General features: G+C 44.7%; 25 protein-coding genes and 1 pseudogene. 18 read left to right on the forward strand and 8 right to left on the reverse strand.

All coding sequences use genetic code 11. The features are described from left to right. Positions 1-19: 19 nt before the first annotated feature. Entirely contained in the window at positions 20-307 is a 288-nt protein-coding gene (gene mifM / locus V6D42_RS03280) for a membrane protein insertion/folding monitor MifM (RefSeq protein WP_081638334.1), read from the reverse strand. Between the two features lie 72 nt (positions 308-379). Here mifM and V6D42_RS03285 point away from each other — a divergent pair, with 72 nt between their 5' ends. The 3 genes from V6D42_RS03285 to V6D42_RS03295 all read left to right on the forward strand — a co-directional run bounded on the left by V6D42_RS03285 (position 380) and on the right by V6D42_RS03295 (position 3891). Further along, positions 380-1624, forward strand: a complete 1245-nt coding sequence (locus V6D42_RS03285; RefSeq protein ID WP_333512357.1) for a DNA polymerase IV — start codon at positions 380-382, stop codon at positions 1622-1624. Positions 1625-1733: 109 nt separating this feature from the next. Next, complete coding sequence (gene gndA / locus V6D42_RS03290) at positions 1734-3143, forward strand: NADP-dependent phosphogluconate dehydrogenase (protein WP_268449524.1); 1410 nt, start codon at positions 1734-1736, stop codon at positions 3141-3143. Positions 3144-3210: 67 nt separating this feature from the next. Beyond that, a complete protein-coding gene (locus V6D42_RS03295) occupies positions 3211-3891 on the forward strand; it encodes a DUF3885 domain-containing protein (RefSeq protein ID WP_333512358.1) in 681 nt (226 codons plus the stop codon). Positions 3892-3923: 32 nt separating this feature from the next. Here the strand turns inward: V6D42_RS03295 and zwf are convergent, their stop codons facing one another. Next, on the reverse strand, positions 3924-5393 hold the full coding sequence (gene zwf / locus V6D42_RS03300) for a glucose-6-phosphate dehydrogenase (RefSeq protein WP_010334843.1): 1470 nt from the start codon (positions 5391-5393) through the stop codon (positions 3924-3926). A 224-nt stretch (positions 5394-5617) separates the two neighbouring features. Between zwf and rnz the strand changes: the two genes are divergently transcribed. Then, a complete protein-coding gene (rnz, locus tag V6D42_RS03305; RefSeq protein WP_333512359.1) occupies positions 5618-6541 on the forward strand; it encodes a ribonuclease Z in 924 nt (307 codons plus the stop codon). A 74-nt stretch (positions 6542-6615) separates the two neighbouring features. Then, entirely contained in the window at positions 6616-6765 is a 150-nt protein-coding gene (rpmG, locus tag V6D42_RS03310; RefSeq protein WP_003226511.1) for a 50S ribosomal protein L33, read from the forward strand. 33 nt (positions 6766-6798) lie between these two features. Here rpmG and V6D42_RS03315 read toward each other — a convergent pair whose 3' ends face one another. Both V6D42_RS03315 and namA read right to left on the reverse strand, forming a co-directional pair. Beyond that, positions 6799-7569, reverse strand: coding sequence for an alpha/beta fold hydrolase (locus tag V6D42_RS03315; RefSeq protein ID WP_333512360.1), 771 nt, complete (start codon positions 7567-7569; stop codon positions 6799-6801). Between the two features lie 119 nt (positions 7570-7688). Beyond that, positions 7689-8705, reverse strand: a complete 1017-nt coding sequence (gene namA / locus V6D42_RS03320) for an NADPH dehydrogenase NamA (RefSeq protein ID WP_106020066.1) — start codon at positions 8703-8705, stop codon at positions 7689-7691. Between the two features lie 170 nt (positions 8706-8875). Here namA and V6D42_RS03325 point away from each other — a divergent pair, with 170 nt between their 5' ends. Continuing rightward, complete coding sequence (locus tag V6D42_RS03325; RefSeq protein ID WP_333512361.1) at positions 8876-10507, forward strand: M20/M25/M40 family metallo-hydrolase; 1632 nt, start codon at positions 8876-8878, stop codon at positions 10505-10507. Positions 10508-10553: 46 nt separating this feature from the next. On the opposite strand, the gene proC is transcribed toward V6D42_RS03325, so the two are convergent. Continuing rightward, positions 10554-11390 (reverse strand): pyrroline-5-carboxylate reductase, encoded by an 837-nt coding sequence (gene proC / locus V6D42_RS03330; RefSeq protein ID WP_333512362.1) that lies wholly within the window; start codon positions 11388-11390, stop codon positions 10554-10556. Between the two features lie 402 nt (positions 11391-11792). Here proC and V6D42_RS03335 point away from each other — a divergent pair, with 402 nt between their 5' ends. The 5 genes from V6D42_RS03335 (at position 11793) to V6D42_RS03355 (ending at position 16417) form a co-directional block, all read left to right on the forward strand. Further along, positions 11793-12752 carry an MBL fold metallo-hydrolase gene (locus tag V6D42_RS03335; protein ID WP_333512363.1) on the forward strand — a complete coding sequence of 320 codons (960 nt, stop codon included), beginning with the start codon at positions 11793-11795 and terminating at the stop codon, positions 12750-12752. A gap of 5 nt (positions 12753-12757) precedes the next feature. After that, positions 12758-13537 (forward strand): SDR family oxidoreductase, encoded by a 780-nt coding sequence (locus V6D42_RS03340; RefSeq protein ID WP_333512364.1) that lies wholly within the window; start codon positions 12758-12760, stop codon positions 13535-13537. Between the two features lie 92 nt (positions 13538-13629). Beyond that, positions 13630-14982 carry a D-serine ammonia-lyase gene (gene dsdA, locus V6D42_RS03345; protein WP_333512365.1) on the forward strand — a complete coding sequence of 451 codons (1353 nt, stop codon included), beginning with the start codon at positions 13630-13632 and terminating at the stop codon, positions 14980-14982. Between the two features lie 83 nt (positions 14983-15065). After that, entirely contained in the window at positions 15066-16025 is a 960-nt protein-coding gene (gene coaA / locus V6D42_RS03350; protein ID WP_024121956.1) for a type I pantothenate kinase, read from the forward strand. A gap of 5 nt (positions 16026-16030) precedes the next feature. Beyond that, the gene (locus V6D42_RS03355) at positions 16031-16417 is read left to right on the forward strand and encodes a VOC family protein (RefSeq protein WP_333512578.1); all 387 of its coding nucleotides are present in this window, start codon (positions 16031-16033) and stop codon (positions 16415-16417) included. On the opposite strand, the gene V6D42_RS03360 is transcribed toward V6D42_RS03355, so the two are convergent. The 3 genes from V6D42_RS03360 to V6D42_RS03370 all read right to left on the reverse strand — a co-directional run bounded on the left by V6D42_RS03360 (position 16414) and on the right by V6D42_RS03370 (position 18583). Continuing rightward, complete coding sequence (locus V6D42_RS03360) at positions 16414-16575, reverse strand: hypothetical protein (protein ID WP_333512366.1); 162 nt, start codon at positions 16573-16575, stop codon at positions 16414-16416. The two genes, V6D42_RS03355 and V6D42_RS03360, sit on opposite strands and share 4 nt — an antisense overlap. A gap of 54 nt (positions 16576-16629) precedes the next feature. After that, complete coding sequence (locus tag V6D42_RS03365; protein ID WP_333512367.1) at positions 16630-17859, reverse strand: MDR family MFS transporter; 1230 nt, start codon at positions 17857-17859, stop codon at positions 16630-16632. Between the two features lie 517 nt (positions 17860-18376). Next, complete coding sequence (locus V6D42_RS03370) at positions 18377-18583, reverse strand: YqzH family protein (protein WP_010334838.1); 207 nt, start codon at positions 18581-18583, stop codon at positions 18377-18379. A gap of 167 nt (positions 18584-18750) precedes the next feature. Between V6D42_RS03370 and V6D42_RS03375 the strand changes: the two genes are divergently transcribed. The 7 genes and pseudogenes from V6D42_RS03375 (at position 18751) to V6D42_RS03405 (ending at position 22936) form a co-directional block, all read left to right on the forward strand. After that, positions 18751-19989 (forward strand): DNA polymerase IV, encoded by a 1239-nt coding sequence (locus V6D42_RS03375; protein WP_333512368.1) that lies wholly within the window; start codon positions 18751-18753, stop codon positions 19987-19989. Then, positions 19986-20324, forward strand: coding sequence for a YolD-like family protein (locus tag V6D42_RS03380; RefSeq protein ID WP_333512369.1), 339 nt, complete (start codon positions 19986-19988; stop codon positions 20322-20324). The genes V6D42_RS03375 and V6D42_RS03380 overlap by 4 nt, the downstream gene beginning before the upstream one ends. A 189-nt stretch (positions 20325-20513) precedes the next feature. Further along, positions 20514-20984, forward strand: a complete 471-nt coding sequence (locus V6D42_RS03385) for a GNAT family N-acetyltransferase (RefSeq protein ID WP_333512370.1) — start codon at positions 20514-20516, stop codon at positions 20982-20984. A 12-nt stretch (positions 20985-20996) separates the two neighbouring features. Then, a pseudogene (locus V6D42_RS03390) lies at positions 20997-21354 on the forward strand (antibiotic biosynthesis monooxygenase family protein). Beyond that, positions 21332-22363: a bifunctional GNAT family N-acetyltransferase/GrpB family protein gene (locus tag V6D42_RS03395; RefSeq protein ID WP_333512371.1), complete on the forward strand. Its 1032-nt coding sequence runs from the start codon at positions 21332-21334 to the stop codon at positions 22361-22363. Before V6D42_RS03390 ends, V6D42_RS03395 begins: the two are co-directional and overlap by 23 nt. Further along, positions 22360-22683, forward strand: coding sequence for an iron-sulfur cluster biosynthesis family protein (locus tag V6D42_RS03400; RefSeq protein WP_024121945.1), 324 nt, complete (start codon positions 22360-22362; stop codon positions 22681-22683). The genes V6D42_RS03395 and V6D42_RS03400 overlap by 4 nt, the downstream gene beginning before the upstream one ends. 13 nt (positions 22684-22696) lie before the next feature. Beyond that, positions 22697-22936 carry a YqkC family protein gene (locus tag V6D42_RS03405; protein ID WP_010334822.1) on the forward strand — a complete coding sequence of 80 codons (240 nt, stop codon included), beginning with the start codon at positions 22697-22699 and terminating at the stop codon, positions 22934-22936. Positions 22937-22963 lie beyond the last annotated feature (27 nt).

A 22963-nucleotide genomic window follows, 5' to 3' on the forward strand; every position in this document is an offset into this window, starting at 1 on the left:
TCCTTTTTATAAATGCGGTTTATAAAAGAAGGGAACTGACGTCTTCATCATCATTTACAGGTGAATTCATGCGGAAGACTTTACGTATCCAAGTAGTAATGCGATGATATATAATAATAAGAAAGTCTGTTCGGTTTATTCGAAAGACCGTCTGATGTTCATCTGTTCGTTTTGATTTCCACTGCTCGCCGGCACGGCACTCTCGCAAGAGAAAAGCGATCCCGATGGCGGTCAGAGCCGGAAGAATAATTGTGAAAAAATCGACTAAGAATAAAACGTCATTTATCGACTCCACAAACATTGTCATCACATCCATTCAATACCTTCATTTTACTATATGTACAAGCCGTTGTCTAATGAACAGAAAGGAGATATGTTTATGCCGGGGAAGGGCCGAATTATTTTCCATATTGATATGAACAGTTTCTATGCATCGGTGGAAATGGCATATGACCCGGCTCTCCGAGGAAAGCCGGTTGCAGTTGCCGGAAACGTCAAAGAACGAAAAGGCATCGTCGTCACATGCAGCTACGAAGCAAGGGCGCACGGCGTGAAAACAACTATGCCGGTTTGGGAAGCAAAACGCAACTGTCCTAATCTCATCGTCCTTCCGCCGAACTTTGACCGCTACAGAAGCTCTTCAAGAGCGATGTTCAGCATCCTTCGTGAATATACAGATTTGGTGGAGCCTGTATCTATCGACGAAGGCTATATGGATATGACGGATACACCATACAGCCGCAATGCCTATGAGACGGCAAAAGAAATACAAAGCAGACTGCAGAAAGAGCTGCTGCTTCCGTCAAGCATCGGAATTGCCCCGAATAAATTTCTCGCTAAAATGGCATCCGATATGAAAAAACCGCTTGGGATCACCATCCTGAGAAAAAGAGAAGTGCCTGATATCCTTTGGCCTCTCCCAGTTGGAGAAATGCATGGCGTAGGTAAAAAGACGGCGGAAAAACTGAACGGGCTTAGTATTGTTACGATTGGAGATTTAGCGGCCGCTGACGAACACTCGCTAAAACGGCTGCTCGGCATCAACGGGCCCCGTCTCAAAAATAAAGCGAACGGCATTCACCATTCTCCTGTTGATCCGGAGCGCATTTATGAATTTAAAAGCGTAGGCAATTCATCCACACTTTCTCATGATTCTGCCGATGAGGATGAGCTGTTAGCTGTTTTTCGAAAACTGTCCGCATCCGTTAGCGACCGTTTGCAGCGTAAGGAAGTAATGGCTTCAAAGCTGTTTATTATGATCAGATATGCGGACTGGAAAACCATTACAAGAAGCATCACACTGAAGAATCCGATAGATCAAAAAAACGAGATATATAATGAAGCAGAACATCTCTTCTTGAAGCATTGGAACAAAAATCCAATCAGGCTGCTCGGCATTACCGGAACGGATTTGGTAGAAAAAGAGCAGGCCTATAAGCAACTCGATTTGTTCAGCTTTACAGAGGATGCGAAGGATGAACCGATTCAGCAGATGATGGAAAAACTGAATGAAAAGTACGGCTCCAAGCTGATCAGAAAAGGTGCAAAGGTTAAAAAAGACGAGAGCAAAACAAGCGGGACAAGCTTTAATAAAGATTTTTTTCAAGATGAAAAGAAAAGGTGAATGTCTTGAAATAAGGGGGTGAAGTATGGTAATTTCAATAGTATAAATATCATTTTATTTTAATGTAAATTTTAAAATGGTTAAACGTTTGCAGAAGGGACGTTAGAATATGTCAAAACAACAAATCGGAGTTATCGGACTTGCGGTAATGGGTAAAAATCTGGCTTTAAATATTGAAAGCCGAGGATTTTCTGTTTCTGTTTACAACAGATCAAGCAGCAAAACCGAGGAATTTTTGCAGGAGGCTGAAGGCAAAAACGTTGTCGGCACCTACAGCATTGAAGAATTTGTTCAATCCTTGGAAACACCGCGCAAAATTTTGTTAATGGTTAAAGCGGGAACTGCTACAGATGCGACAATTCAATCTCTTCTTCCTCACTTAGAGAAGGACGATATTTTAATTGACGGCGGAAATACATACTATAAAGATACACAGCGCCGAAACAAAGAGCTTGCTGAAAGCGGCATTCATTTTATCGGCACAGGCGTTTCAGGCGGAGAAGAAGGAGCGCTTAAAGGGCCTTCTATCATGCCTGGCGGGCAAAAAGAAGCTCATGAACTTGTGAAGCCGATTCTTGAAGCAATTTCTGCAAAAGTTGACGGTGAAGCGTGTACGACATATATCGGTCCGGACGGTGCCGGCCATTATGTAAAAATGGTGCACAATGGTATTGAATACGGGGATATGCAGCTGATCTCTGAATCTTATTTCATCCTGAAACAGGTACTCGGCCTTTCAGCTGATGAGCTTCATGAAGTATTTGCTGAATGGAATAAAGGTGAGCTTGACAGCTACCTGATCGAGATTACTGCTGATATCTTCACGAAAAAAGATGAAGAAACAGGCAAACCGCTTGTTGACGTGATTCTTGATAAAGCGGGTCAAAAAGGAACAGGAAAATGGACAAGCCAAAGTGCACTTGACTTAGGGGTTCCGCTTCCGATTATCACTGAATCTGTATTCGCACGTTTTATTTCAGCGATGAAGGATGAGCGTGTGAAAGCAAGCAACCTTCTTTCAGGACCTGAAGTGAAGCCTGTTACAGAAAATAAAGAAGAGCTGATCGAAGCCGTCAGAAAAGCGCTGTTCATGAGCAAAATCTGTTCTTACGCCCAAGGATTTGCCCAAATGAAAGCTGCTTCTGAAGAATACAACTGGGATCTCAATTACGGTGAAATCGCTATGATCTTCCGCGGCGGTTGCATTATCCGTGCGGCTTTCCTGCAGAAAATCAAAGAAGCTTACGACCGTGATCCTGAGCTTGACAACCTGCTGCTTGACAGCCACTTCAAGAACATTGCAGAAAGCTACCAAGGAGCGCTTCGCCAAGTGATTTCACTTGCAGTTGCTCAAGGTGTGCCGGTACCTTCATTCTCAAGCGCACTAGCTTATTATGACAGCTATCGCACAGCCGTGCTGCCTGCAAACTTGATCCAAGCGCAGCGTGACTACTTCGGCGCCCATACTTATGAACGCACAGACAAAGACGGTGTCTTCCATACGGAATGGATGAAATAATAATGTGAAAATCCCGCAGCCTGACAGCTGCGGGATTTTTTTGAAATAGAGTGCGGGGAACGAAAGGATGTATGTTTTGCCTGTAAATGAGTATGTACTTGAAAATTTTCCTGGTTTACGACTTACACCTCCTTTGTTTTATAACTGGCAGATCGGCATCCGGTTTGAAATAGGCGTAGGATATAATGTGAATGCTGCTTATCTACACAGCCCTTATATAGATAACGCATATAAGAGAGCTGTCACTTTATTTAAGTCTCTACATGCCGATGATGATGATATATTTGTTATAGCTGATGCTGTTGGTGGTTTTGGAGGAGGAAGGGGATATAAGAGTAAATTACATCTTTTCTCACGGTACATTCGAGAAAAAGCTGTGTTGAAAAAACTGCAGCACATTGCTGTCTCTTATACTTGTTCTGATGATGATGATAAAACGCATAGATTTTTTCTGAGGTGTAAAGCTGGTGATGTAAGATATATTCCAATGTTGAGAGCGATATGTAATCAAGATATGGGGATAAAACCAAGCATTTCTCAAGATATTTACTTTATCAATATAAAAAAGAGAACCATTTTTCATCTTTATGATGATCGAGGCTGCGATATTTTAGCTGCTGCAGCTGAAACAATACGGGATATGTATGAAACATATAACAGTTGGATATTAGATTACGACAGAGAGAAAATCAATCGTCATTTTGAGCCGCTTAGAGGCAGAGAGTTTAATACATCAATAAAAGGCTGAAAATGCTTTACAAGCACTTTCAGCCTTTTTCTTTATATATTCCACCAATGCAAGCCGTCTTTCGCCAAAAGATCATCTGATTCTTTTGGACCCATAGAACCTGCTTCGTAGTTTGGCGATAGGGTTTTGTTGGCTGCCCATGTTTCAGAAATGGAATCGACAAAGCTCCAAGAAAGGGCCACTTCATCCCAGTGTGCGAAGTTCGTCGCATCGCCAAGAAGACAGTCGTGAATCAATTTTTCATATGCTTCAGGAGTGTTCAGCTCGTCATTGCAATTGCTGCAGTAATCCAGTTTGATTGGCTGCGCGTGTGCTGCTCCTCCGAGTTTTTTAGCGTTTAAGTACAGTGTAATGCCTTCGTCAGGCTGAATATGAATGACGAGTAGGTTCGGATTCATGTTGTTTTCATTGCCGTAGTACAGGTTCATCGGAATGTCCTTAAATTGAACGACAATTTTTGTAGACTTTTCTTTCATTCGTTTCCCAGTACGAATGTAGAATGGAACACCAGCCCATCTGAAGTTGTCGATCAGAAGCTTTCCAGAAACAAAGGTTTCTGTATTTGAGTCAGGAGCGACGTTATCTTCATCTGTATAAGCAGGGACTGGCAGACCGTCAATTTCACCGGCTTGATATTGTCCGCGCACAAAATACTCATCCACTTCGTCTTTTGCAATAGGGCGGAGGGCTCTCAGCACCTTCACTTTCTCGCTGCGAATTTCTTCTGTGTTCAGTTTAATCGGCGGCTCCATTGCGAGAAGCGCAACCATTTGCATAATATGGTTTTGGACCATGTCGCGAAGGGCGCCTGATTTTTCATAATATCTAGCACGGTCTTCAACACCAAGTGATTCGCTTGATGTGATTTGGATATTTGAGATGTAGCGATTTGTCCATAGCGGTTCGAAAATCGCATTGGCAAATCGAATGACCTCAATATTTTGCACCATTTGTTTTCCTAAGTAGTGATCGATTCTGTAAATTTGATCTTCTGTAAATGCTTCACGAATTTCTTGATTTAATGCTTGCGCGCTCGGCAAGTCATGGCCAAATGGCTTTTCAATCACAAGGCGGGACCAGCCTGTAGTTGCTGTAACACCTTCTGATTTTAATGTCTTTGCAATTGTTCCAAAAAATTCAGGAGCCATTGCCAAGTAGAACATTCTGTTGTTCGGGATTTGATATGTATCTTCCAGCTGGTTGAGCAGTACGTTAAGCTCTTGATAAGAACCAGGGTTTGTCACGTCAAACGGGTGATAATAGAAATGAGACGTGAAGTCATCTATATGTTTATCAGCAGCTGAGGAAATAGATGTTTTGACGGTTTGGCGAAGATCCTCATTGGACCAAGGTCTTCTTCCGACTCCTACAACTGCAAACTCTTCTCCAATTTGTCCATTTTTATATAAACGGTGAATGGACGGATAAAGTTTTCGTTTTGCCAAATCTCCCGTTGCACCGAATATGACAATTACTGCTTTTGGTTGTTGGTTTGTTTTCACTAAAAGTACCTCACTTTATTCGAAGCTTTATTTTAGTACCCCGTATATTTCCTTCATTTTAAATCTAAAATTCAACGAAAGCAAACATTTAAGCCCCTTTTTTTACAGAATGGCGCAAAAATATTTCTAGAACGAAAGGATTGCCCGAATCAGAGGCGAGATTCACATTTTACGCCTGATCCTGTATTCTTGTAGGTAACTAGTTCTAGTAGGAGGAAGGAAATGTGGAATTACTTTTTTTAGGGACGGGAGCCGGAATTCCCGCTAAGTCGAGAAACGTGACATCGATCGCATTAAAGCTGCTTGAAGAAAGGCGATCTGTATGGCTGTTTGACTGCGGGGAAGCCACACAGCATCAAATTTTACATACATCAATTAAACCTCGAAAAATAGAAAAAATCTTCATTACTCACATGCACGGCGATCATGTATACGGTCTTCCAGGGCTTCTTGGCAGCCGTTCTTTTCAGGGCGGTGAGGACGAGCTGACGGTTTACGGACCGAAAGGCATCAAAGCGTTTATTGAAACAAGTCTTGCCGTCACGAAAACTCACCTAACATATCCGCTTGTGATACAAGAGATTGAAGAGGGAGCCGTATTTGAGGACGATCAGTTTATCGTCACAGCTGTATCCGCGATTCATGGTGTAGAAGCCTTCGGGTACCGCGTACAAGAAAAAGATGTGCCTGGTTCTTTAAAGGCGGCGTTATTAAAGGAAATGAGTATTCCGCCTGGACCTGTATATTCGAAAATAAAAAAAGGTGAAATCGTGACGCTTGAAGACGGACGCACCATAAATGGGGAGGATTTTCTGGAGCCTCCTAAAAAGGGGAGAGCTGTCGTGTTTTCCGGGGATACGAGAGTGAGCGATAAGATAAAAGAGCTTGCGCGGGACTGTGATGTGCTAGTGCATGAAGCCACCTTTGCTAAGGATGATGTAAAGCTTGCTTTTGATTATTTTCACAGTACAACAGAACAAGCAGCTGTAACAGCAAAAGAAGCTGGGGCGAAGCAGCTCATCTTAACTCATATCAGCGCAAGATATCAGGGAGAGGCATCTCTGGAGCTTCAGAAAGAAGCGGCAGCTGTTTTTCCGAACAGCATCACGGCTTATGATTTCTTAGAGGTACAAGTTCCAAGAGGCTGAGAAGGTGTTTGACAATCTGTTATTAAGCTGTATAATAAAACGTAATCATTACGCTTTATAAGGAGATGTTAAACATGAGAGTAAATGTTACTTTGGCTTGCACTGAAACAGGGGACAGAAACTACATCACAACCAAAAATAAACGCACAAATCCTGATCGTTTAGAGCTGAAAAAATATTCACCGCGGTTAAAAAAATATACCCTTCATCGCGAAACAAAATAATAAAAAACCCGGCTGCTGAGCCGGGTTTTTTGTTTAATTGACTGCCTGGTACAGCGGTGCGGCCTGCTGGCAGGCCGCACACCATACATCATAAATCGCCAGATGGACGATATGAGGTTCATCATGATGAATGTTATGTGAGCTGTTTTTTGCTTGTATCCAGCCGCTTTGATCGGATAGGGCCAAAATGCTGCTATGCAGGTTTCTCCAGTCCACTTCAGCAGAGGCGAATTTCTCAGTGCGTTCACCTGATGACAGGACAATAAGCGGCATGTTTCCTAAATGGACTTGCTGCTGTTTGACCTGCTGCAGGCTTTTCAAAAATTCAGCATATGTCTCCTCGAGCATCATCTGCTTTCTGTATGCTGTATGCATTTCTTCAGGAATAAATGTAAAGCTGCCAGTGCCGTCATCTCCTAAAGCGGGATCAAGGAGCACCATGCCGATAATATCCTCTCGGTTTTTACAGGCCCATAAACTGCTGATAACCGATCCGTATGAATGGGAAACAACCAGATAAGGAGGTCTTATACCTGCTGCCTTAAGCAAGCTTTCTAATTCTCTCACTTTTTGGTTGGCTGTTCGTTCTGCCTTGCTTTGTCCGCTTTTCCCAATACCCGCTCTATCATATGTGAATATGCCAAATTCGCCATCAATGTCCGCTGTTAATGGTTTCCACGTCTCTGAAGAAGTGCCGTAGCCGGCTTCAAAAACAATGGTTACACCGCTAAATCCTTTTCGGTGTTTTGTATGAAATTCACAACCGTCAACCATATAGGTCCTTTCGATCCATGCTGCATTCATTGGAGTCATCTCCTCTAATTGGTTCTAATAGGGAGACGGAGAACGTCAGCTGATCGTTTCTCCAAAAATAAAAAAAGAGATATCCGGCGGCGGAGCCGCGGATATCTCGAATCTCAAGATTACCAGCCTCTTTCGTATTGAACAGGGGCTTGAATATCTGTATTGAGCTGTTTTGCGGCAGTTCTTGCAAAGTAAGGATCGCGTAATAGCTCTCTGCCGATAAAGATGAGGTCTGCACGGTTATTTTGAAGAATTTCTTCAGCCATTGAACCATTTGTAATCATTCCGACAGCACCAGTCGCCATATCAGCCTGTTCGCGGATTTTCTCGGCAAAGCTGACCTGATAGCCAGGGAATACGTTAATGTCTGCATGAACAAGGGCACCTGAGCTGCAGTCAATTAAGTCAACGCCCTGCTCCTTCATCCATTTTGCAAAACCGATATGATCAGCGATGTCTAAGCCTTTGTCTGTATAGTCAGAAGCCGATACACGGACAAATAAAGGACCATCCCACACTTGATTGACTTCATCAATGATTTCTCTTAAGAAACGGTACCGGTTTTCTGGTGAGCCGCCGTATTCATCTGTGCGATGGTTAGAAAGCGGAGATAAAAATTCATGAATTAAGTACCCGTGTGCCGCATGAATCTCAATCACATCAAAGCCTGCTTCTTTTGCACGGGCTGCTGCTTGTTTGAACTCCTGCACGGTCTCTTTCACTTTTTCAGTTGTCATTTCAACCGGTGTGCTGGATTGCTCGTCAAACGCAATCGCAGACGGAGCGAAAATATCTCCTTCAAGCTCTGCTTTACGTCCTGCGTGGGCAAGCTGAATTCCGATTTTTGAGCCTTGCGCTTTTACCTGCTCAGTCAGCTTTGCAAAACCTTCGATATGCTCGTCGCTCCATATCCCTAAATCTTGGTCTGTGATGCGTCCTTGAGGATTAACCGCTGATGCTTCTACAATAATCAATCCGACCTGGCCGACTGCGCGTGTTATGTAGTGAGCCATGTGGAACGGCTGTAATTTTCCGTCCTTTTCGTGAGAAGAGTACATGCACATTGGTGACATCACAATGCGGTTTTTTAACGTTACATCTTTAATCGTAATAGGTGTGAATAATTTTCTGGCCATTTCTTTCGCCTCCCGTAAGGTTTTTAGAGGTTGATTATAACAAGTCATTTCTTTCCCGTCATATAAACTGCTCAAACGATCCGATTTTGTCAAACATTTCTGTATAATAGACAAGGGATCATGTTATTTTTTAGGATCGAAGCGTTTTTATACATAGGAGGGCGGAAATGATGAATTGGCAGACTAAGGATAATTTGCTTACCCTTTTAACTTCGCTTGTCCAGTACAAAAGTGTCACTGGTTCGAAAGGGGAAGCCGCACTTGCGGAATATCTTTATTATCTTTTAAAGGACAAGCCTTATTTTCAAAATAACCCTGATCATGTCACACTCCATCCAATGGAAGACGGCAGAACGTTTCTGACGGCGCTTGTCAAAAAGAAAGGTGTCAAACAGACAGTGCTATTGCTGAGCCATTTTGATGTCGTGGACATAGAGGACTACGGCGAATTCAAGCATATGGCCTGTAAGCCGGCTGAGCTTTTAAACTCCTTTTTGGAGAAAAAAGAGTTGCTTCCTGAACACGTGAGAACAGACGCGGAAAGCGGCGACTGGCTGTTTGGAAGAGGCACGATGGATATGAAAGCGGGGCTTGCTGTTCAGCTGTCGATGCTTGAGCGGGCAATGAATGGTCATTTTGATGGGAATGTCCTTTTGATTACGGTTCCTGACGAGGAAGTGAATTCAAGAGGTATGATCGAAGCCGTTCCTGCACTGAAAGAAATCGAGCATAAATATCATCTTACATACACTGCTTGTTTGAATAGCGAACCGATGTTTGAAAAATTTCCGGGCGACCAGCGGCAATATGTGTATACGGGAAGCATTGGCAAGGTTCTCGCAGGATTTTTCTGCAAAGGGATAGAAACGCATGTTGGAGAGCCGTTTTCCGGTTTAAATGCAAATTTAATGGTTTCCGAGATCAATCGTCTGCTGGAGCTGAACGTGAATTACTGCGAAATGGCTGACGGGGAAGTCACCCCGCCGCCGGTAAATTTAATGCAAAAGGACTTGAAAGAGGCATATTCCGTCCAAACACCGCATACAGCCGTTACGTTATTTAATGTGCTGACAATGGAGCGCTCCGCGAGTGAGCTGCATGACATGCTGAAAAAAACCGCAGAGCAGGCGGCAGAGGAGGTTTCAAACCATATTCAGCAGAAAACACGTGATTTTCAGAAGTTTGAGCCATTTCATCTCATTGAACGAACTGTCACTGTTTTTACGTTTGATGAGCTTCTTGCACGTGCGAAAAGTCGTGTCGGAAGCTCGGAAACAGAACGGGTGCTGAATTTCACCTATGCAAACAGGGGAGATCTTGGAGACAGGGATTTTTCGACTAAAATTGTATCAGAGCTCGCTGCGCTGTGTAAGGAAGATGCGCCGCTCATTGTTCTCTTTTATAGCCCTCCGTTTTATCCGGCAGTGTCATCAAAAAACGATCAGGTAATCAAGAATACTGCCGGCAAGCTCATTCAATATGCAGCTGATAGGTACGGCATTGCTTTACGGGAGGTTCAGTATTTCCCAGGGCTCTCGGATTTGAGCTATCTTCAGCTGGAAAAACAGGATGTTGGTGCATACACAAGCAATATGCCGCTCTTTAACAGGGGTTATTCACTTCCAAGCAGGGACGATAAGGCGCTGTATGTTCCAGTATTAAATGTCGGCCCGTCTGGAAAAGACCCGCATAAATGGACGGAACGACTGTATGTGCCTTATTCCTTTGAGGTGCTTCCCGACTTGCTTTCCTTTACAATCTCTGCATTATTAAAACAATCAGAAGCTGCCAGCGAGTCTTAGGATAAAAGAAAACAGAAAGCGCATTTCTTCTGTCTTATGTTTTTCTCTAAAAATGCTTCTCTAAGGCAGCTCCGGCAAATTGCTCTTTGATTTCAGCGCTTCGTTTGGCCGTTTCTTCAATACAATGAATGATTGCTTCTTCAAAGCGGGCCTCCGTTAAAGCGCGAAGGCCTGCCTCTGTTGTTCCCCCAGGGCTCGTAATCTCCTTGCGCAGCTGCGCCGGCTGTTTTCCGCTTTGGCGAAGCATATCTGTCGCGCCTGCCATTGTCTGCAGGATCAGTTTTTTTGCGGTTTCCTCATCTAAACCGACCTTTTGCGCCGCTTTTTCCATCGCTTCAATATAGCGATACAGGTAAGCGGGGCCACTGCCTGCTATCGCGGTAACGGCATCAAGGTGCTGCTCCTCAACCAATGTGGCCTCACCGATTGTTTCTAGCAATGCTTTAGCCGCCGTGATATCGTCTTGGCTTGCTTCAGCGCTTACGGAAAATCCGGTTGCTGATTTTCTGATGGCAGCGGAAGTATTCGGCATCACCCGTATGACAGCAAGCTTTCTGCCGAAATAATGCTGAATGGTTTCGATGGTAAGGCCTGCAAGCACAGAGATGACAAGCTGATCCTTCATATAAGGACGAATGCTGTCAATGCTCTCTGCCGCATCCTTAGGCTTAAAAGCGAGAACGACGATATCAGTTTGTGTGAAAAATTCGCTCTTATCCCTGCATGGTCGCACGCCGTACAATTCCTTTAATTCATTGAGTCTTTCTTCATTTGACCTGTTTGTAATATAAATATTTTCAGGTTTTGTAATGCCGCTTTGCAAAAAGCCGTTGATCATAGCTTCAGCCATGGACCCGGCGCCGACAAATCCTATCTTTTTCATGGGTATCCTCCTTCTATCAGAACAACAAAAAACCTTTTCATCACGTAAAGGACGAAAAGGTTCGCGGTACCACCCTCATTAGCACAACTTGTGCCCAGCTCAAATCCCGTAACGCGGGAAACGTTTAGGTTTTCCTAACCGCTCTGAGGGCAGGTTCTACAAACAAGCGGGCCGCGATACCTTTCAGCCTGGGGATATCGCTCTCTCTGGCCATTGCCTGTATACTATTCCTCGTCATAGCGTTCCAATGGTTCTCATTTTAGTTGTTGTTCATTATGCAATGGGGGACAAGCTAATGTCAATAGCTTTTTCAAAAAGGGCAGTTCTCATACGGCAATAATGACACAAGACCGAGAAAAAGCTAAAATATGAGTAATGAATGAAGACAAGGAGCAAAAAAGAATGACAACTGCAGATATCATTCTGATTCGCGTCCCGACACCGTTTGCCGTCGGTGATGTCATCGTTTACTTAGTAAAAGGTGATGCGCTGACACTAATCGATTGTGGACCGAAAACCAAAGAGGCGGCTGCAGCCCTAAAAGAGCAGCTTGCCGCTGTACATATAGAAATGTCAGATATAGAGCAGATCGTGCTGACTCACCATCACGCGGATCATGCAGGGTTGCTTGATGTTTTTTCTGATGACATTAAAGTGATTGGACATCCGTTTAACGAACCATATATCAGCAGAGATAAGGCATTTATGGAGTGGCAAAAACATTTTTTTCAAAAGCTGCTGCCTGAGTTAGGCGTTCCATTTGATGATGTGAAAGCAGAAAGGCTTATCCGGTCGGCGTACGCATTTTCCTGTACAAGATCCTTGACCCAAACGGTGACGGAAGGGATGAAAATTGACGGGATGGAGGACTGGACTGTTCTGGAGATGCCCGGACATGCAGAGTCGCATATTGTTCTCTTTCATGAAAAGACCGGAAGAATGCTTGGCGGTGATGTGCTGCTGGCGAACAGCTCGTCTAACCCGATTCTTGAAGCGCCAAAAACGGGAAAAAAAAGAACGAAGCCTTTATTGGATTATCAGCGGTCGCTGCGGAGGCTGTCTGAACTTGCCCCGAACACAGTGTTTCCCGGTCATGGCGAGACGATTAGCAATGTACGAGCGCTGATCAAGAAGCGGTTTGACAAGCAGAGCAGCCGGACCAAGGATGTGCGTCACATGCTGTCGGAAAAACCGCTCACCGCTTTTCAGGTCTGTCAGCAGCTCTTTCCTGCCGTTTATGAAAAAGAGTTGTTTTTAACGATGTCAGAAACGGTTGGACATCTTGATATATTGGCGGCCGAAGCAGGCATCACGTCATATTGGGATGGAAATACCGCATATTTTAGAGCAATAGAGAGGTGAACAGGGTGAAAAATATAGCTGGCAAGCGTATTTGGATTACAGGTGCTTCAGGAGGGCTTGGAGAAAGAATCGCTTATTTATGTGCGGCTGAAGGAGCCCATGTTTTGCTGTCGGCAAGACGTGAGGATCGTTTGAAGGAAATCAAAAGAAAAATGACCGAGGAATGGAGCGGACAGTGTGATATTTTTCCTCTGGATGTCTCCCGTCTTGAAGATATCACCCTGGTCCGTGATCAGATCGGTCCGGTTGATGTGCTGATCAATAATGCTGGCTTTGGTATTTTTGAAACGGTTTTAGATTCGACCCTAGATGAAATGAAATCAATGTTTGATGTCAATGTTTTCGGTCTGATTGCCTGTACAAAAGCTGTTCTTCCGCATATGCTTGAGCAAAAAAGCGGACATATCATTAATATTGCCTCTCAAGCAGGGAAAATTGCTACGCCGAAATCCAGCCTTTATTCAGCGACAAAACATGCTGTGCTCGGCTATTCAAACGCTTTGCGTATGGAACTGGCGGGCACGGGCGTCTATGTGACGACAGTCAATCCAGGGCCGATTCAGACTGACTTTTTTTCTATCGCTGATAAAAGCGGTGACTATGCCAAAAATGTCGGACGCTGGATGCTTGACCCAGATGATGTGGCAGCGCAAATCACGTCTGCCATTATGACGAACAAACGTGAAATCAATCTTCCTCGTTTGATGAATGCCGGCACAAAGCTATATCAGGTGTTTCCAGCACTTGTGGAAAAGCTGGCTGGACGGGTGCTCATGAAAAAATAAGCATGGAACTGCCTGTGTGAGACGCCTTTTGGTGTGTTTGCAGGCAGTTTTTTATAAAGATATATAGTTGTTAAAGGAAGGAGAAATAGCTGATGTCAATAAATCAAGAAACTCTGCGTGACCTGATAAAAGATCCATTTATTCAGAAACTGATTGATGCCCGACCGGTATTCTGGGCTAATCCCAGCAAGAAAGAGGGGATGGTATTACAAGCGGCTGGGTGGGAATGTGAAATAGACGAGGCGGACAAAAGACTTCGGCGCTTTGCTCCTTATATTGCAGAGGCATTTCCGGAAACAAAAGCTGCCGAAGGGATGATTGAATCGCCGCTTTTTGAAATACGCCATATGAAAAAGAAGCTGGAGGAAGTGTATGGCGAAACGTTTCCGGGGAGATGGCTTTTAAAGTGCGATCATGAGCTTCCGATATCGGGATCGATTAAAGCCCGTGGCGGTATTTATGAAGTGCTGAAGCATGCGGAGGAGCTGGCGCTTCAAGAAGGAATGCTTAAGGAAACAGATGATTATCGCGTCTTGCACGAAGAGCGGTTTACTTCATTTTTCTCCCGCTATTCCATTGCTGTCGGCTCAACAGGAAATCTTGGTTTAAGCATTGGCATCATTGGCGCCAAACTAGGCTTTCGCGTGACGGTGCATATGTCCTCCGACGCTAAACAGTGGAAGAAGGATTTACTTCGTAAAAAGGGTGTCACTGTAATTGAGTACGAATCAGATTACAGTGAAGCGGTTAAAGAAGGACGGCGGCAGGCGGAACAAGACCCATTCTGTTATTTTATTGATGATGAACATTCCCGTCATCTGTTCCTAGGATATGCGGCAGCGGCCAGTCGTTTAAAAACGCAGCTCAGCTTTATGAATATCGAGCCTGGTCCTGAAACACCGCTGTTTGTGTATTTGCCTTGCGGAGTCGGCGGAGGGCCGGGCGGTGTGGCATTTGGACTGAAGCTCCTGTACGGAAATCATGTCCATGTATTTTTCGGGGAGCCAACCCATTCACCGTCTATGCTCTTAGGTCTATATTCAGGCCTGCATGATCAGATCTCTGTACAGGATATCGGCTTGGATAATGTAACGGCTGCTGACGGGCTTGCCGTTGGGCGCCCGTCAGGATTTGTCGGCAATCTGATAGAACCTTTGCTGAGCGGCTGTTATACTACCGAAGACGAAACGCTGTATGCCTTGCTTCATTTGCTGGCTTTATCTGAAAATAAGCATTTAGAGCCGTCAGCGCTTGCCGGCATGTTCGGACCTGTTCAGCTGTTTTTAGCGGAAACCGGGAAACACTACATGTCTGAAAATGATCTGCGGCACAGCATGAAAAATGCCGTACATGTCGTCTGGGGAACGGGAGGCAGTATGGTTCCGAAAGAAGAAATGGCTGCATATAACCGTATCGGTGCTGACTTGTTAAAAAAGATAAATTAAAAAAATAAGCAGACAGTAGGAATGTTTTCCGTTACAATCTTTGTAAGCGTTTGTTTAAAGCTACAGAGAGTCAGGTGTAAACAGTGAAAAATAAAGAGCTTAATTTACATACTTTATATACACAGCACAGCCGGCAGTCTTGGTCAGGATTTGGAGGCCATTTATCGATTGCTGTTTCTGAAGAAGAGGCAAAAGCTGTTGAAGGGCTGAATGATCATTTATCCGTAGAAGAAGTGGAGACGATCTATATTCCGCTTGTTCGTCTGCTTCATTTGCATGTCAAGTCCGCTGCCGAACGAAATAAGCATGTGAATGTTTTCTTGAAGCACCCTCATTCAGCCAAAATTCCGTTTATCATTGGTATTGCCGGCAGTGTCGCAGTCGGGAAAAGCACGACAGCGCGGATTTTGCAGAAGCTGCTTTCACGTTTGCCGGATCGGCCCAAGGTCAGTCTGATCACGACAGACGGCTTTTTATTTCCTACAGCTGAGCTGAAGAAGAAAAACTTGCTGTCAAGAAAAGGATTTCCTGAAAGCTATGATGTGAAAGCGCTTCTCGAATTTTTGAATGACGTAAAGTCAGGAAAAGAAAGAGTAAAGGCCCCGGTCTATTCTCATTTAACCTATGACCGTGAGGAAGGTGTGTTTGAGGTTGTAGAACAGGCTGATATCGTGATCATCGAAGGAATTAATGTTCTTCAGTCGCCGACCTTGGAGGATGACCGGGAAAACCCCCGCATCTTTGTTTCCGATTTCTTTGATTTTTCAATTTACGTAGATGCGGACGAAAGCCGGATTCTTACCTGGTATTTAGAGCGTTTCCGCCTTCTTAGGGAAACGGCCTTTCAAAATCCGGACTCGTATTTTCATAAATTTAAAGACCTGTCTGACCAGGAGGCTGACGAGATGGCCACCTCGATTTGGGAGAGTGTCAACCGCCCTAATTTATATGAAAATATTTTGCCGACTAAATTCAGGTCAGATTTAATATTGCGAAAGGGAGACCGGCATAAGGTAGAAGAAGTGTTAGTGAGAAGGGTGTGATCATGATGCACCATATTGAGCTGTATGTCTCCGATTTGGAAGCGTCTAAGCGGTTTTGGGGATGGTTTTTAGCAGAGCTTGGCTATGAAGAGTTTCAAAAGTGGAGTTCCGGCATCAGCTGGAAGAAAGATCACTTTTACCTTGTGATTGTTCAGGTAAAAGAAGAATATCTAGAGCCGAAATATCACAGGTGCCGTGTCGGGCTGAACCATCTCGCGTTTCATGCCGAATCCAGGCTACAAGTCGACCTGATGACTGAAAAATTGATGGCAAAAGGCTATCGTGTGCTGTACCGAGATCGGCATCCTTTTGCCGGGGGAGACGGGCATTATGCAGTCTATTGTGAGGACCCTGACCGGATCAAGGTAGAGCTCGTTGCCCCAAGCGGTTAATCGTTTTGGTCTTCGGACATGCTGTTAAGCTTTTTTTCGATTCGGTCCAGCTGTGCTTTACGGTTTTTCGCATATTTAGAGCCGATTATAGCCGCCGAGATAATAGCGGCAATCATGAAAAACACGATCAGCTGAAAGATGAAATCACCTATATTCATATTTTCATCACCTCGTTTTTGCGGGAGAGAGCGATTCTCTCCCGTCTTCTTGTGTTAAAGCGGCTTCCCCAGTCCGGGTTGCTGCTCAGTGATTCCCGCTTTCATCCTCCGATAGGCAAACGCTAAAAACGGCAGGCCAAGCAGGGTAATGCCGCTAAGGACAGAAAAAATGGAACTTGGATGCCCGGCGCCAAATGTATCGATACATAAGCCGCCTGCCCAAGGGCCAATCACATTCCCAAACTGCGAAAAGCCGATCGCTCCGAAATACGTTCCTTTTAATCCGGGTTTTGCAATCTGGTCTACAAACAAATCCATCATACAGAATAAGAGCACTTCTCCAATTGTAAATGCAACCACAATGATAACAAGTGAAGAAACGCCGTGTGACATGGTAAGGATCATCATGCTGGCGCTGATCATGATATTGCCGAGCATCAGGGAGCAAAGCGGTGAAAACCGTTTACCAAGGTGGACGATGGGAAACTGTGTTGCCAAAACAACAATTGCGTTTAATGTCAGCATCAAGCCGTACAATTTTGTCCCATTTTCGATAAAAGGATTTTGCGCCATATATTGCGGGAATGTAGAGCTGAACTGCGAATAGCCGAAGGTGCATAGTGTAATGCCGATAAGAGCAACTGTAAAAAGACGATCCTTTTGCGTTACCATAAACGCTTCCCGAACGTTCATATTTCTGGATTGTTCTAATGTCGCGGGTGGATGCTTTTTAAATTGGATGGCAAGGATCACACCGTACATCCCATAAATCACCGCGGGCACCAAAAAAGGAGCGGTAGATTGTGATGAACCGAAGTACAGACCGAGCACAGGGCCGAAGACAACGCCGATATTAATGGCTGCATACCGTAAATTAAAAACCAGTAATCTTGTTTTTTCTGCTGTCATATCTGACAGCAAAGCTTTTGAAGCAGGTTCAAACAGTGATTTACAAAGTCCGTTTAACGCATTTACCACAAAAAATACCCAGAGGTGAGAAGCGGCCGCAAACCCTGCAAACACCAGCATCCAGCCGAAAATGGATACAAGCATCATGTTCTTTCTGCCGAATTTGTCCGAGATATATCCGCCATAAAAGCTTGCAATGATGCCGACTGATGAGCTCGCCGCAATGACAAGCCCCGCATAGGATGCTGATGCGCCTTGGACAGCTGTTAAATAAATTGCTAAAAACGGAATGCTCATCGATGTTGCCATTCTGCCGAAAATGGTTCCGATAATAATTGTCCAGCTGATTGGGTGGATATTTTTCCATGTCTTCATGTTTATTGTTCTCTCCTGTTAGTAAGATCTTTTTCTATCATACATGAAAAAATTTCCTTATCCAACGGAGGATTAAATATTTTTACTTACCGGTTTATATGGGAGTGTTATGTGTGCGCAGGATTGACCTTTGTTTTTGATGGATCATGTTTCACGTTGACAATGGCGTTTAGCCGTTGAAGAGGAAGTTGAAGTACTCGGATCTTTTTGTCCGGTGCTTATATCTGACCATGAAGTGTAATTCTCATTGAGCAGAAATGCCTGTCCAGTTTAAAGACATGAGGAATGCGGGAGAGCAATCGGATTTCGTTTAAAGACGTTGACTCATCAGGCTGTAGCTCATATCGGCAGGGTTCCTGAAATGCTGGGTGAGACCGGGCATCAGATTAAAGACTATGCTGATGGGTCTGAGCGTCCGTATATGAGAAGGGGCGCTTCCCCTTGATATCAGTCGCGTCCCTTCTGGCCATACTAAAACAGATACACGAAAATTCTCCAACAATGAAGGTGCATGATACTAAGAAAACAGCCCTTGGTTTGTGACGTAGTCATAAATGATATCCTCTATATGCGCATGCAGGTCCTCGTCTGGATCTTCATTTTGTCTTTCCTCTAAGGCAGCTTTCAGGCTTTGTTTTTCATACGGGCTTAACGGATCAATGGCAACATTTCGGCCGTATTGGCGCAATGCCTGTCCCAACATTTTTTCGACAAATTTCTCCATATTGACTCTCCTATCTTTATGGCTCGCTTTCATTCTACTAAATGTTTTTCTTCTCTCAAACCCTTGCATCATATTTTCTGTCAGACAAGAATCATTTACCAGTATAAACCGAACGTATTTTCGCATATAATAGCAGAAGCGAACATAAGTTCTTTTTAGAGGTGTGTATGATGAAAGAAAAAGTGATTTTTCTCGTTGACATGCAATCGTTTTATGCATCTGTAGAGAAAGCGGAAAATCCACATTTGAAAAACCAGCCGGTGATTGTTTCGGGTGATCCGGAAAGGAGGGGCGGAGTTGTATTGGCTGCATGCCCGCTGGCGAAGCAAAAAGGGGTAGCCAATGCCTCACGCCTGTGGGAAGCGCAGGAAAAATGCCCTGAAGCGATTGTGCTTCGGCCTCGTATGCAGCGGTATATTGATGTATCACTGCAAATCACCGCCATTTTAGAGGAATATACAGATCTTGTGGAGCCCTATTCCATTGACGAGCAGTTCATGGATATCACAGGCAGCCAGAAGCTGTTTGGAGCGCCCGAGGAAATTGCCAAAAGCATTCAAGACAGAATTATGCGGGAGGTCGGCATTTATGCCCGGGTCGGAATCGGCCCTAATAAAGCGCTCGCCAAGATCGCGTGTGACAATTTTGCCAAAAAGAATAAGAACGGTATTTTTACGTTAACGAAAGAAAATATGAAAACCGAGATGTGGCCGCTTCCGGTAGGGAGTATGTTTGGCGTTGGGAGCCGAATGAAACATCATTTAAATCGAATGGGCATCAGCACGATCGGCGGGCTTGCGGTTTTTCCGCTCGAGCTTTTAAAAAAGAAATGGGGCATTAACGGACACGTGCTGTGGATGACGGCGAACGGAATCGACTATTCTCCTGTGTCAACGGCATCGCTGGACGGACAAAAAGCGATTGGCCACAGAATGACACTCCCGAGAGACTATGAACACTTTGACAAAGAAATAAAAGTCGTTCTGCTGGAGCTAAGTGAAGAGGTGTGCAGGCGAAGCCGAAACGCCGGGATGATGGGGCAGACGGTTTCGGTGAGCTGCAGGGGGGCTGACTTTGATTTGCCGACCGGCTTCAACCGGCAAGTGAAGCTGGCAGAACCGACCAATTCTACGCAGGATGTGTACCAGGCTGTATGCAGACTGTTTCTCAAGTTTTGGGACGGGAAGCCTGTCCGCCGCCTCGGGGTCAACCTCTCTCAGCTTTCATCTGATGAAGTATGGCAGCTCAATTTATTTCAGGATTATGCAAAGAAGATGAGCCTCGGCTATGTGATGGACGGGATTAAAAGCCGGTTCGGCGACACGGCGATCATCAGGGCGGCCTCACTGACAGCTGCAGGCCAGGCGTATGAACGCGCGGCTAAAATAGGAGGGCATTATAAATGAATGAGCATTTAAAAAGAGGCAATCTGCTGTGGGAAGGAAGCCGGATGTTTCTGCCTGAACATAAACAAAGCCTGCTTGAGAGAAAACGCCATAAACAGAAGCTGCAAAAGCCGATCCTTGATTCGGATAAGCTGGAGGAGATGAACCAAACGCTTTGCACTGCGATGGAATTTACTCAGGATATCACTGTCAGCTGCTTTCAGGATGGCGAAATTGTCACCTGCAGCGGGAAAATCTGCCGCTATGAGGAGTTTGAAAAGACAGTGTGGATCAAAGGAGACGCCGGCAAGCTCTGTAAGCTAAGACTTGATCAGGTGCTTGATATTTTTCTGTGAATGTTCTCCCTCCCGGCGGCTGGAGGGGGAGAACTAGATATGAAAAATAGCAAACGTGTTCCCTCAGCAGTCTGAAAACGTATGATACAGAAAAGAAGGCATTTACAATTCCAGTCAGGCAAAATATAATTTTTATATTGTGAGATAAAAAAAAGACATTCGTTTTGCCAGACGGAGGGAGAAATCGTAATGGATATTCGAACAATCACGTCTTCAGATTTTGAAATGGTAACGTCTGTGATGAATGAATGGTGGGGCGGCAGGCAGCTGAAAGAAAAACTCCCGCGATTATTTTTTGAACATTTTCAGGACACCAGCTTTATTACACATGAACAAAACAGCATGACTGGATTTTTAATCGGATTTCAATCGCAATCAGATCCTGTAACGGCATACATCCATTTTTCCGGTGTGCATCCGGATTTCAGAAAAATGCAAATTGGAAAACAATTATACGATGTGTTTATTGAAACGGTTAAGCAGAGGGGATGCACCCGGGTAAAGTGCGTCACATCCCCGGTAAATAAGGTGTCAATCGCATATCATACAAGACTGGGGTTTGAGATTGAAAAAGGCAGCAAAACAGTAAATGGCATCTCAGTATTTGCAAATTACGATGGACCGGGCCAAGACAGGGTGCTTTTTGTGAAAAACATTTGAGGAGGAACCGCTATGGATTTTTTGTCAAAAACACCTGAGACTCCTTATTATGCTGTTATCTTTTCTTCTGTCAAAAGTGAAAATGACGAAGCATATGGAGAAACAGCAGAGCGGATGGTTTCGCTTGCGGCGAGCCAGCCGGGATTTTTAGGTGTGGAAAGCGTTCGCGAAGCGGATGGAACTGGCATCACAGTTTCCTATTGGGAGAGTATGGACGCAATCAATCATTGGAGGCATCACACCGAACACCAAGCAGCGAAAGAAAAAGGAAAAAGCGTGTGGTATGAATCGTATGCGGTCCGCGTCGCCAAAGTCGAAAAGCAGCGGCTGTTTTCAGGAGAAAACAAATGATTGCATTTCTTCAGCATAAGGAAGAGGCTGTATCACGTGAGATTATTGACGTTCAAAAGCCAGCTTATGTAAAAGAAGCGGAGCTTATCGGTTTTGACGGAATCCCTGCTTTACACGAAAAAGCTGAGGATATCAGAGCCTCTCAGGAGCGATTTGCGGGATTCCGGGAAGACGGGAAACTGCTCGGCGTCATTTCATACGAGAAGTTTATGCACGAGCTGACCATTTGCAGACTTGTTGTGCATCCCGACGGTTTCAGAAAAGGCATCGGACGAGCACTCGTGCAATTTGTTATTGATCAGAACGAAGACGCTGAAAAAATCGAGGTAGTAACAGCCGAGAAAAACAACCCGGCCGTGTCGCTGTATACGCAGGCAGGATTTGAAAAGACGAAAACCGTCAAAGCGTCAGAGGGGCTTTTTCTGTCAGTCTTTCATCTCTATCCGAAAAGAAAAGTTGAAGTCGCTCACTACAATGAAGAATGGGCAAGACTGTTCAGTGAGGAAAAAGATCGTCTGAAGCTTGTGCTCGGCCCGGAGATCATTGACGTGTATCATGTCGGAAGCACATCGATACCAAATATGGCGGCAAAGCCGGTCATTGATATCCTGATTGCAGTAAAGGATATCGCGGCCGTAAACCAATATGATTCGAAAATGACGGAGCTCGGCTATACGCCAAAAGGAGAAAACGGCATTATTGGCAGACGCTATTTCCAAAAGGGCGGAAATATGCGTACCCATCATGTCCATATCTATGAGGGAGGGCATCCTGCTATTGAAAGGCATTTGATGTTCAGAGATTATCTCACAGCTCATCCGGAAACAGCGAAGGAATACGCCGCGCTCAAAAAACAGCTGGCGGCCCAGTATCCGGACAATATCAAGCGGTACATACAGGGAAAAACCGATTGGATCAAGGCTGCAGAAGAAAAAGCGAAGCGGTGGAAAAAAGGCAGAAACAATGCGAACGGACGCGTGGTGTGCTACAATAGCGAAAATGAAAAAAACGGGGGTTTCACCTTATGAACATTCATGTGACAGATGCAGCAAAACAGGCACTGCAGCAGGCGCTTGACGCCAACCCGGGAAAAAAGGCGCAGCTCCGTTATGACGCTGAAGGATGCGGCTGCGCAGTAAGCGGTGTACCGACCATCTGGGTGACAGAGGAATTAGCGGGACAGTGTGAGCAGCTGGAAACGAACGGCATTCCGCTATATATCCAGTCGTCGCAAAAAGTGTTTTTTGACGATCAAATGACAATCGATTACAATGAGAAAGCCAAAACGCTGGCGCTGAAAAGTCCGGCTCAAATGCTCAGTCCAAGAATGAGCATATTAGTAAAGTAGGGAGACACGAAACGTGGAACAAAAGCTGAAGTCAATTAAGAATACAGCACAGAATAAAACGTGGGTATCCTTTCTGAACAAAAACCATCCCTACACCCTGCTGCACTGGTCAATCGGAGGAGCGGAATCCGTCAAGAAGGATGTTTGGCTTTTGCAGGATGAAATGACATTTGAAGCGCAGGAGTTTACTACGATAGACCTTGCGATTGAATGGATCAGTGAACATATGGATGGCATCACCGACGTTTTATGATGGAAAAGCGAAAGGCTAGGGGCCTTT

Source organism: Bacillus sp. 0909A, assembly GCF_036765115.1.
Taxonomy (GTDB): domain Bacteria; phylum Bacillota; class Bacilli; order Bacillales; family Bacillaceae; genus Bacillus; species Bacillus mojavensis.

Bases quoted from the DNA above. Each gene is read 5' to 3' on its own strand.
- mifM (WP_081638334.1), bottom strand. From the start codon at position 307: ATGACAATGTTTGTGGAGTCGATAAATGACGTTTTATTCTTAGTCGAT.
- V6D42_RS03285 (WP_333512357.1), top strand. From the start codon at position 380: ATGCCGGGGAAGGGCCGAATTATTTTCCATATTGATATGAACAGTTTC.
- gndA (WP_268449524.1), top strand. From the start codon at position 1,734: ATGTCAAAACAACAAATCGGAGTTATCGGACTTGCGGTAATGGGTAAA.
- V6D42_RS03295 (WP_333512358.1), top strand. From the start codon at position 3,211: ATGTATGTTTTGCCTGTAAATGAGTATGTACTTGAAAATTTTCCTGGT.
- rpmG (WP_003226511.1), top strand. From the start codon at position 6,616: ATGAGAGTAAATGTTACTTTGGCTTGCACTGAAACAGGGGACAGAAAC.
- V6D42_RS03315 (WP_333512360.1), bottom strand. From the start codon at position 7,569: ATGAATGCAGCATGGATCGAAAGGACCTATATGGTTGACGGTTGTGAA.
- namA (WP_106020066.1), bottom strand. From the start codon at position 8,705: ATGGCCAGAAAATTATTCACACCTATTACGATTAAAGATGTAACGTTA.
- V6D42_RS03325 (WP_333512361.1), top strand. From the start codon at position 8,876: ATGAATTGGCAGACTAAGGATAATTTGCTTACCCTTTTAACTTCGCTT.
- proC (WP_333512362.1), bottom strand. From the start codon at position 11,390: ATGAAAAAGATAGGATTTGTCGGCGCCGGGTCCATGGCTGAAGCTATG.
- V6D42_RS03335 (WP_333512363.1), top strand. From the start codon at position 11,793: ATGACAACTGCAGATATCATTCTGATTCGCGTCCCGACACCGTTTGCC.
- dsdA (WP_333512365.1), top strand. From the start codon at position 13,630: ATGTCAATAAATCAAGAAACTCTGCGTGACCTGATAAAAGATCCATTT.
- V6D42_RS03355 (WP_333512578.1), top strand. From the start codon at position 16,031: ATGCACCATATTGAGCTGTATGTCTCCGATTTGGAAGCGTCTAAGCGG.
- V6D42_RS03360 (WP_333512366.1), bottom strand. From the start codon at position 16,575: ATGAATATAGGTGATTTCATCTTTCAGCTGATCGTGTTTTTCATGATT.
- V6D42_RS03365 (WP_333512367.1), bottom strand. From the start codon at position 17,859: ATGAAGACATGGAAAAATATCCACCCAATCAGCTGGACAATTATTATC.
- V6D42_RS03370 (WP_010334838.1), bottom strand. From the start codon at position 18,583: ATGGAGAAATTTGTCGAAAAAATGTTGGGACAGGCATTGCGCCAATAC.
- V6D42_RS03375 (WP_333512368.1), top strand. From the start codon at position 18,751: ATGATGAAAGAAAAAGTGATTTTTCTCGTTGACATGCAATCGTTTTAT.
- V6D42_RS03380 (WP_333512369.1), top strand. From the start codon at position 19,986: ATGAATGAGCATTTAAAAAGAGGCAATCTGCTGTGGGAAGGAAGCCGG.
- V6D42_RS03385 (WP_333512370.1), top strand. From the start codon at position 20,514: ATGGATATTCGAACAATCACGTCTTCAGATTTTGAAATGGTAACGTCT.
- V6D42_RS03395 (WP_333512371.1), top strand. From the start codon at position 21,332: ATGATTGCATTTCTTCAGCATAAGGAAGAGGCTGTATCACGTGAGATT.
- V6D42_RS03400 (WP_024121945.1), top strand. From the start codon at position 22,360: ATGAACATTCATGTGACAGATGCAGCAAAACAGGCACTGCAGCAGGCG.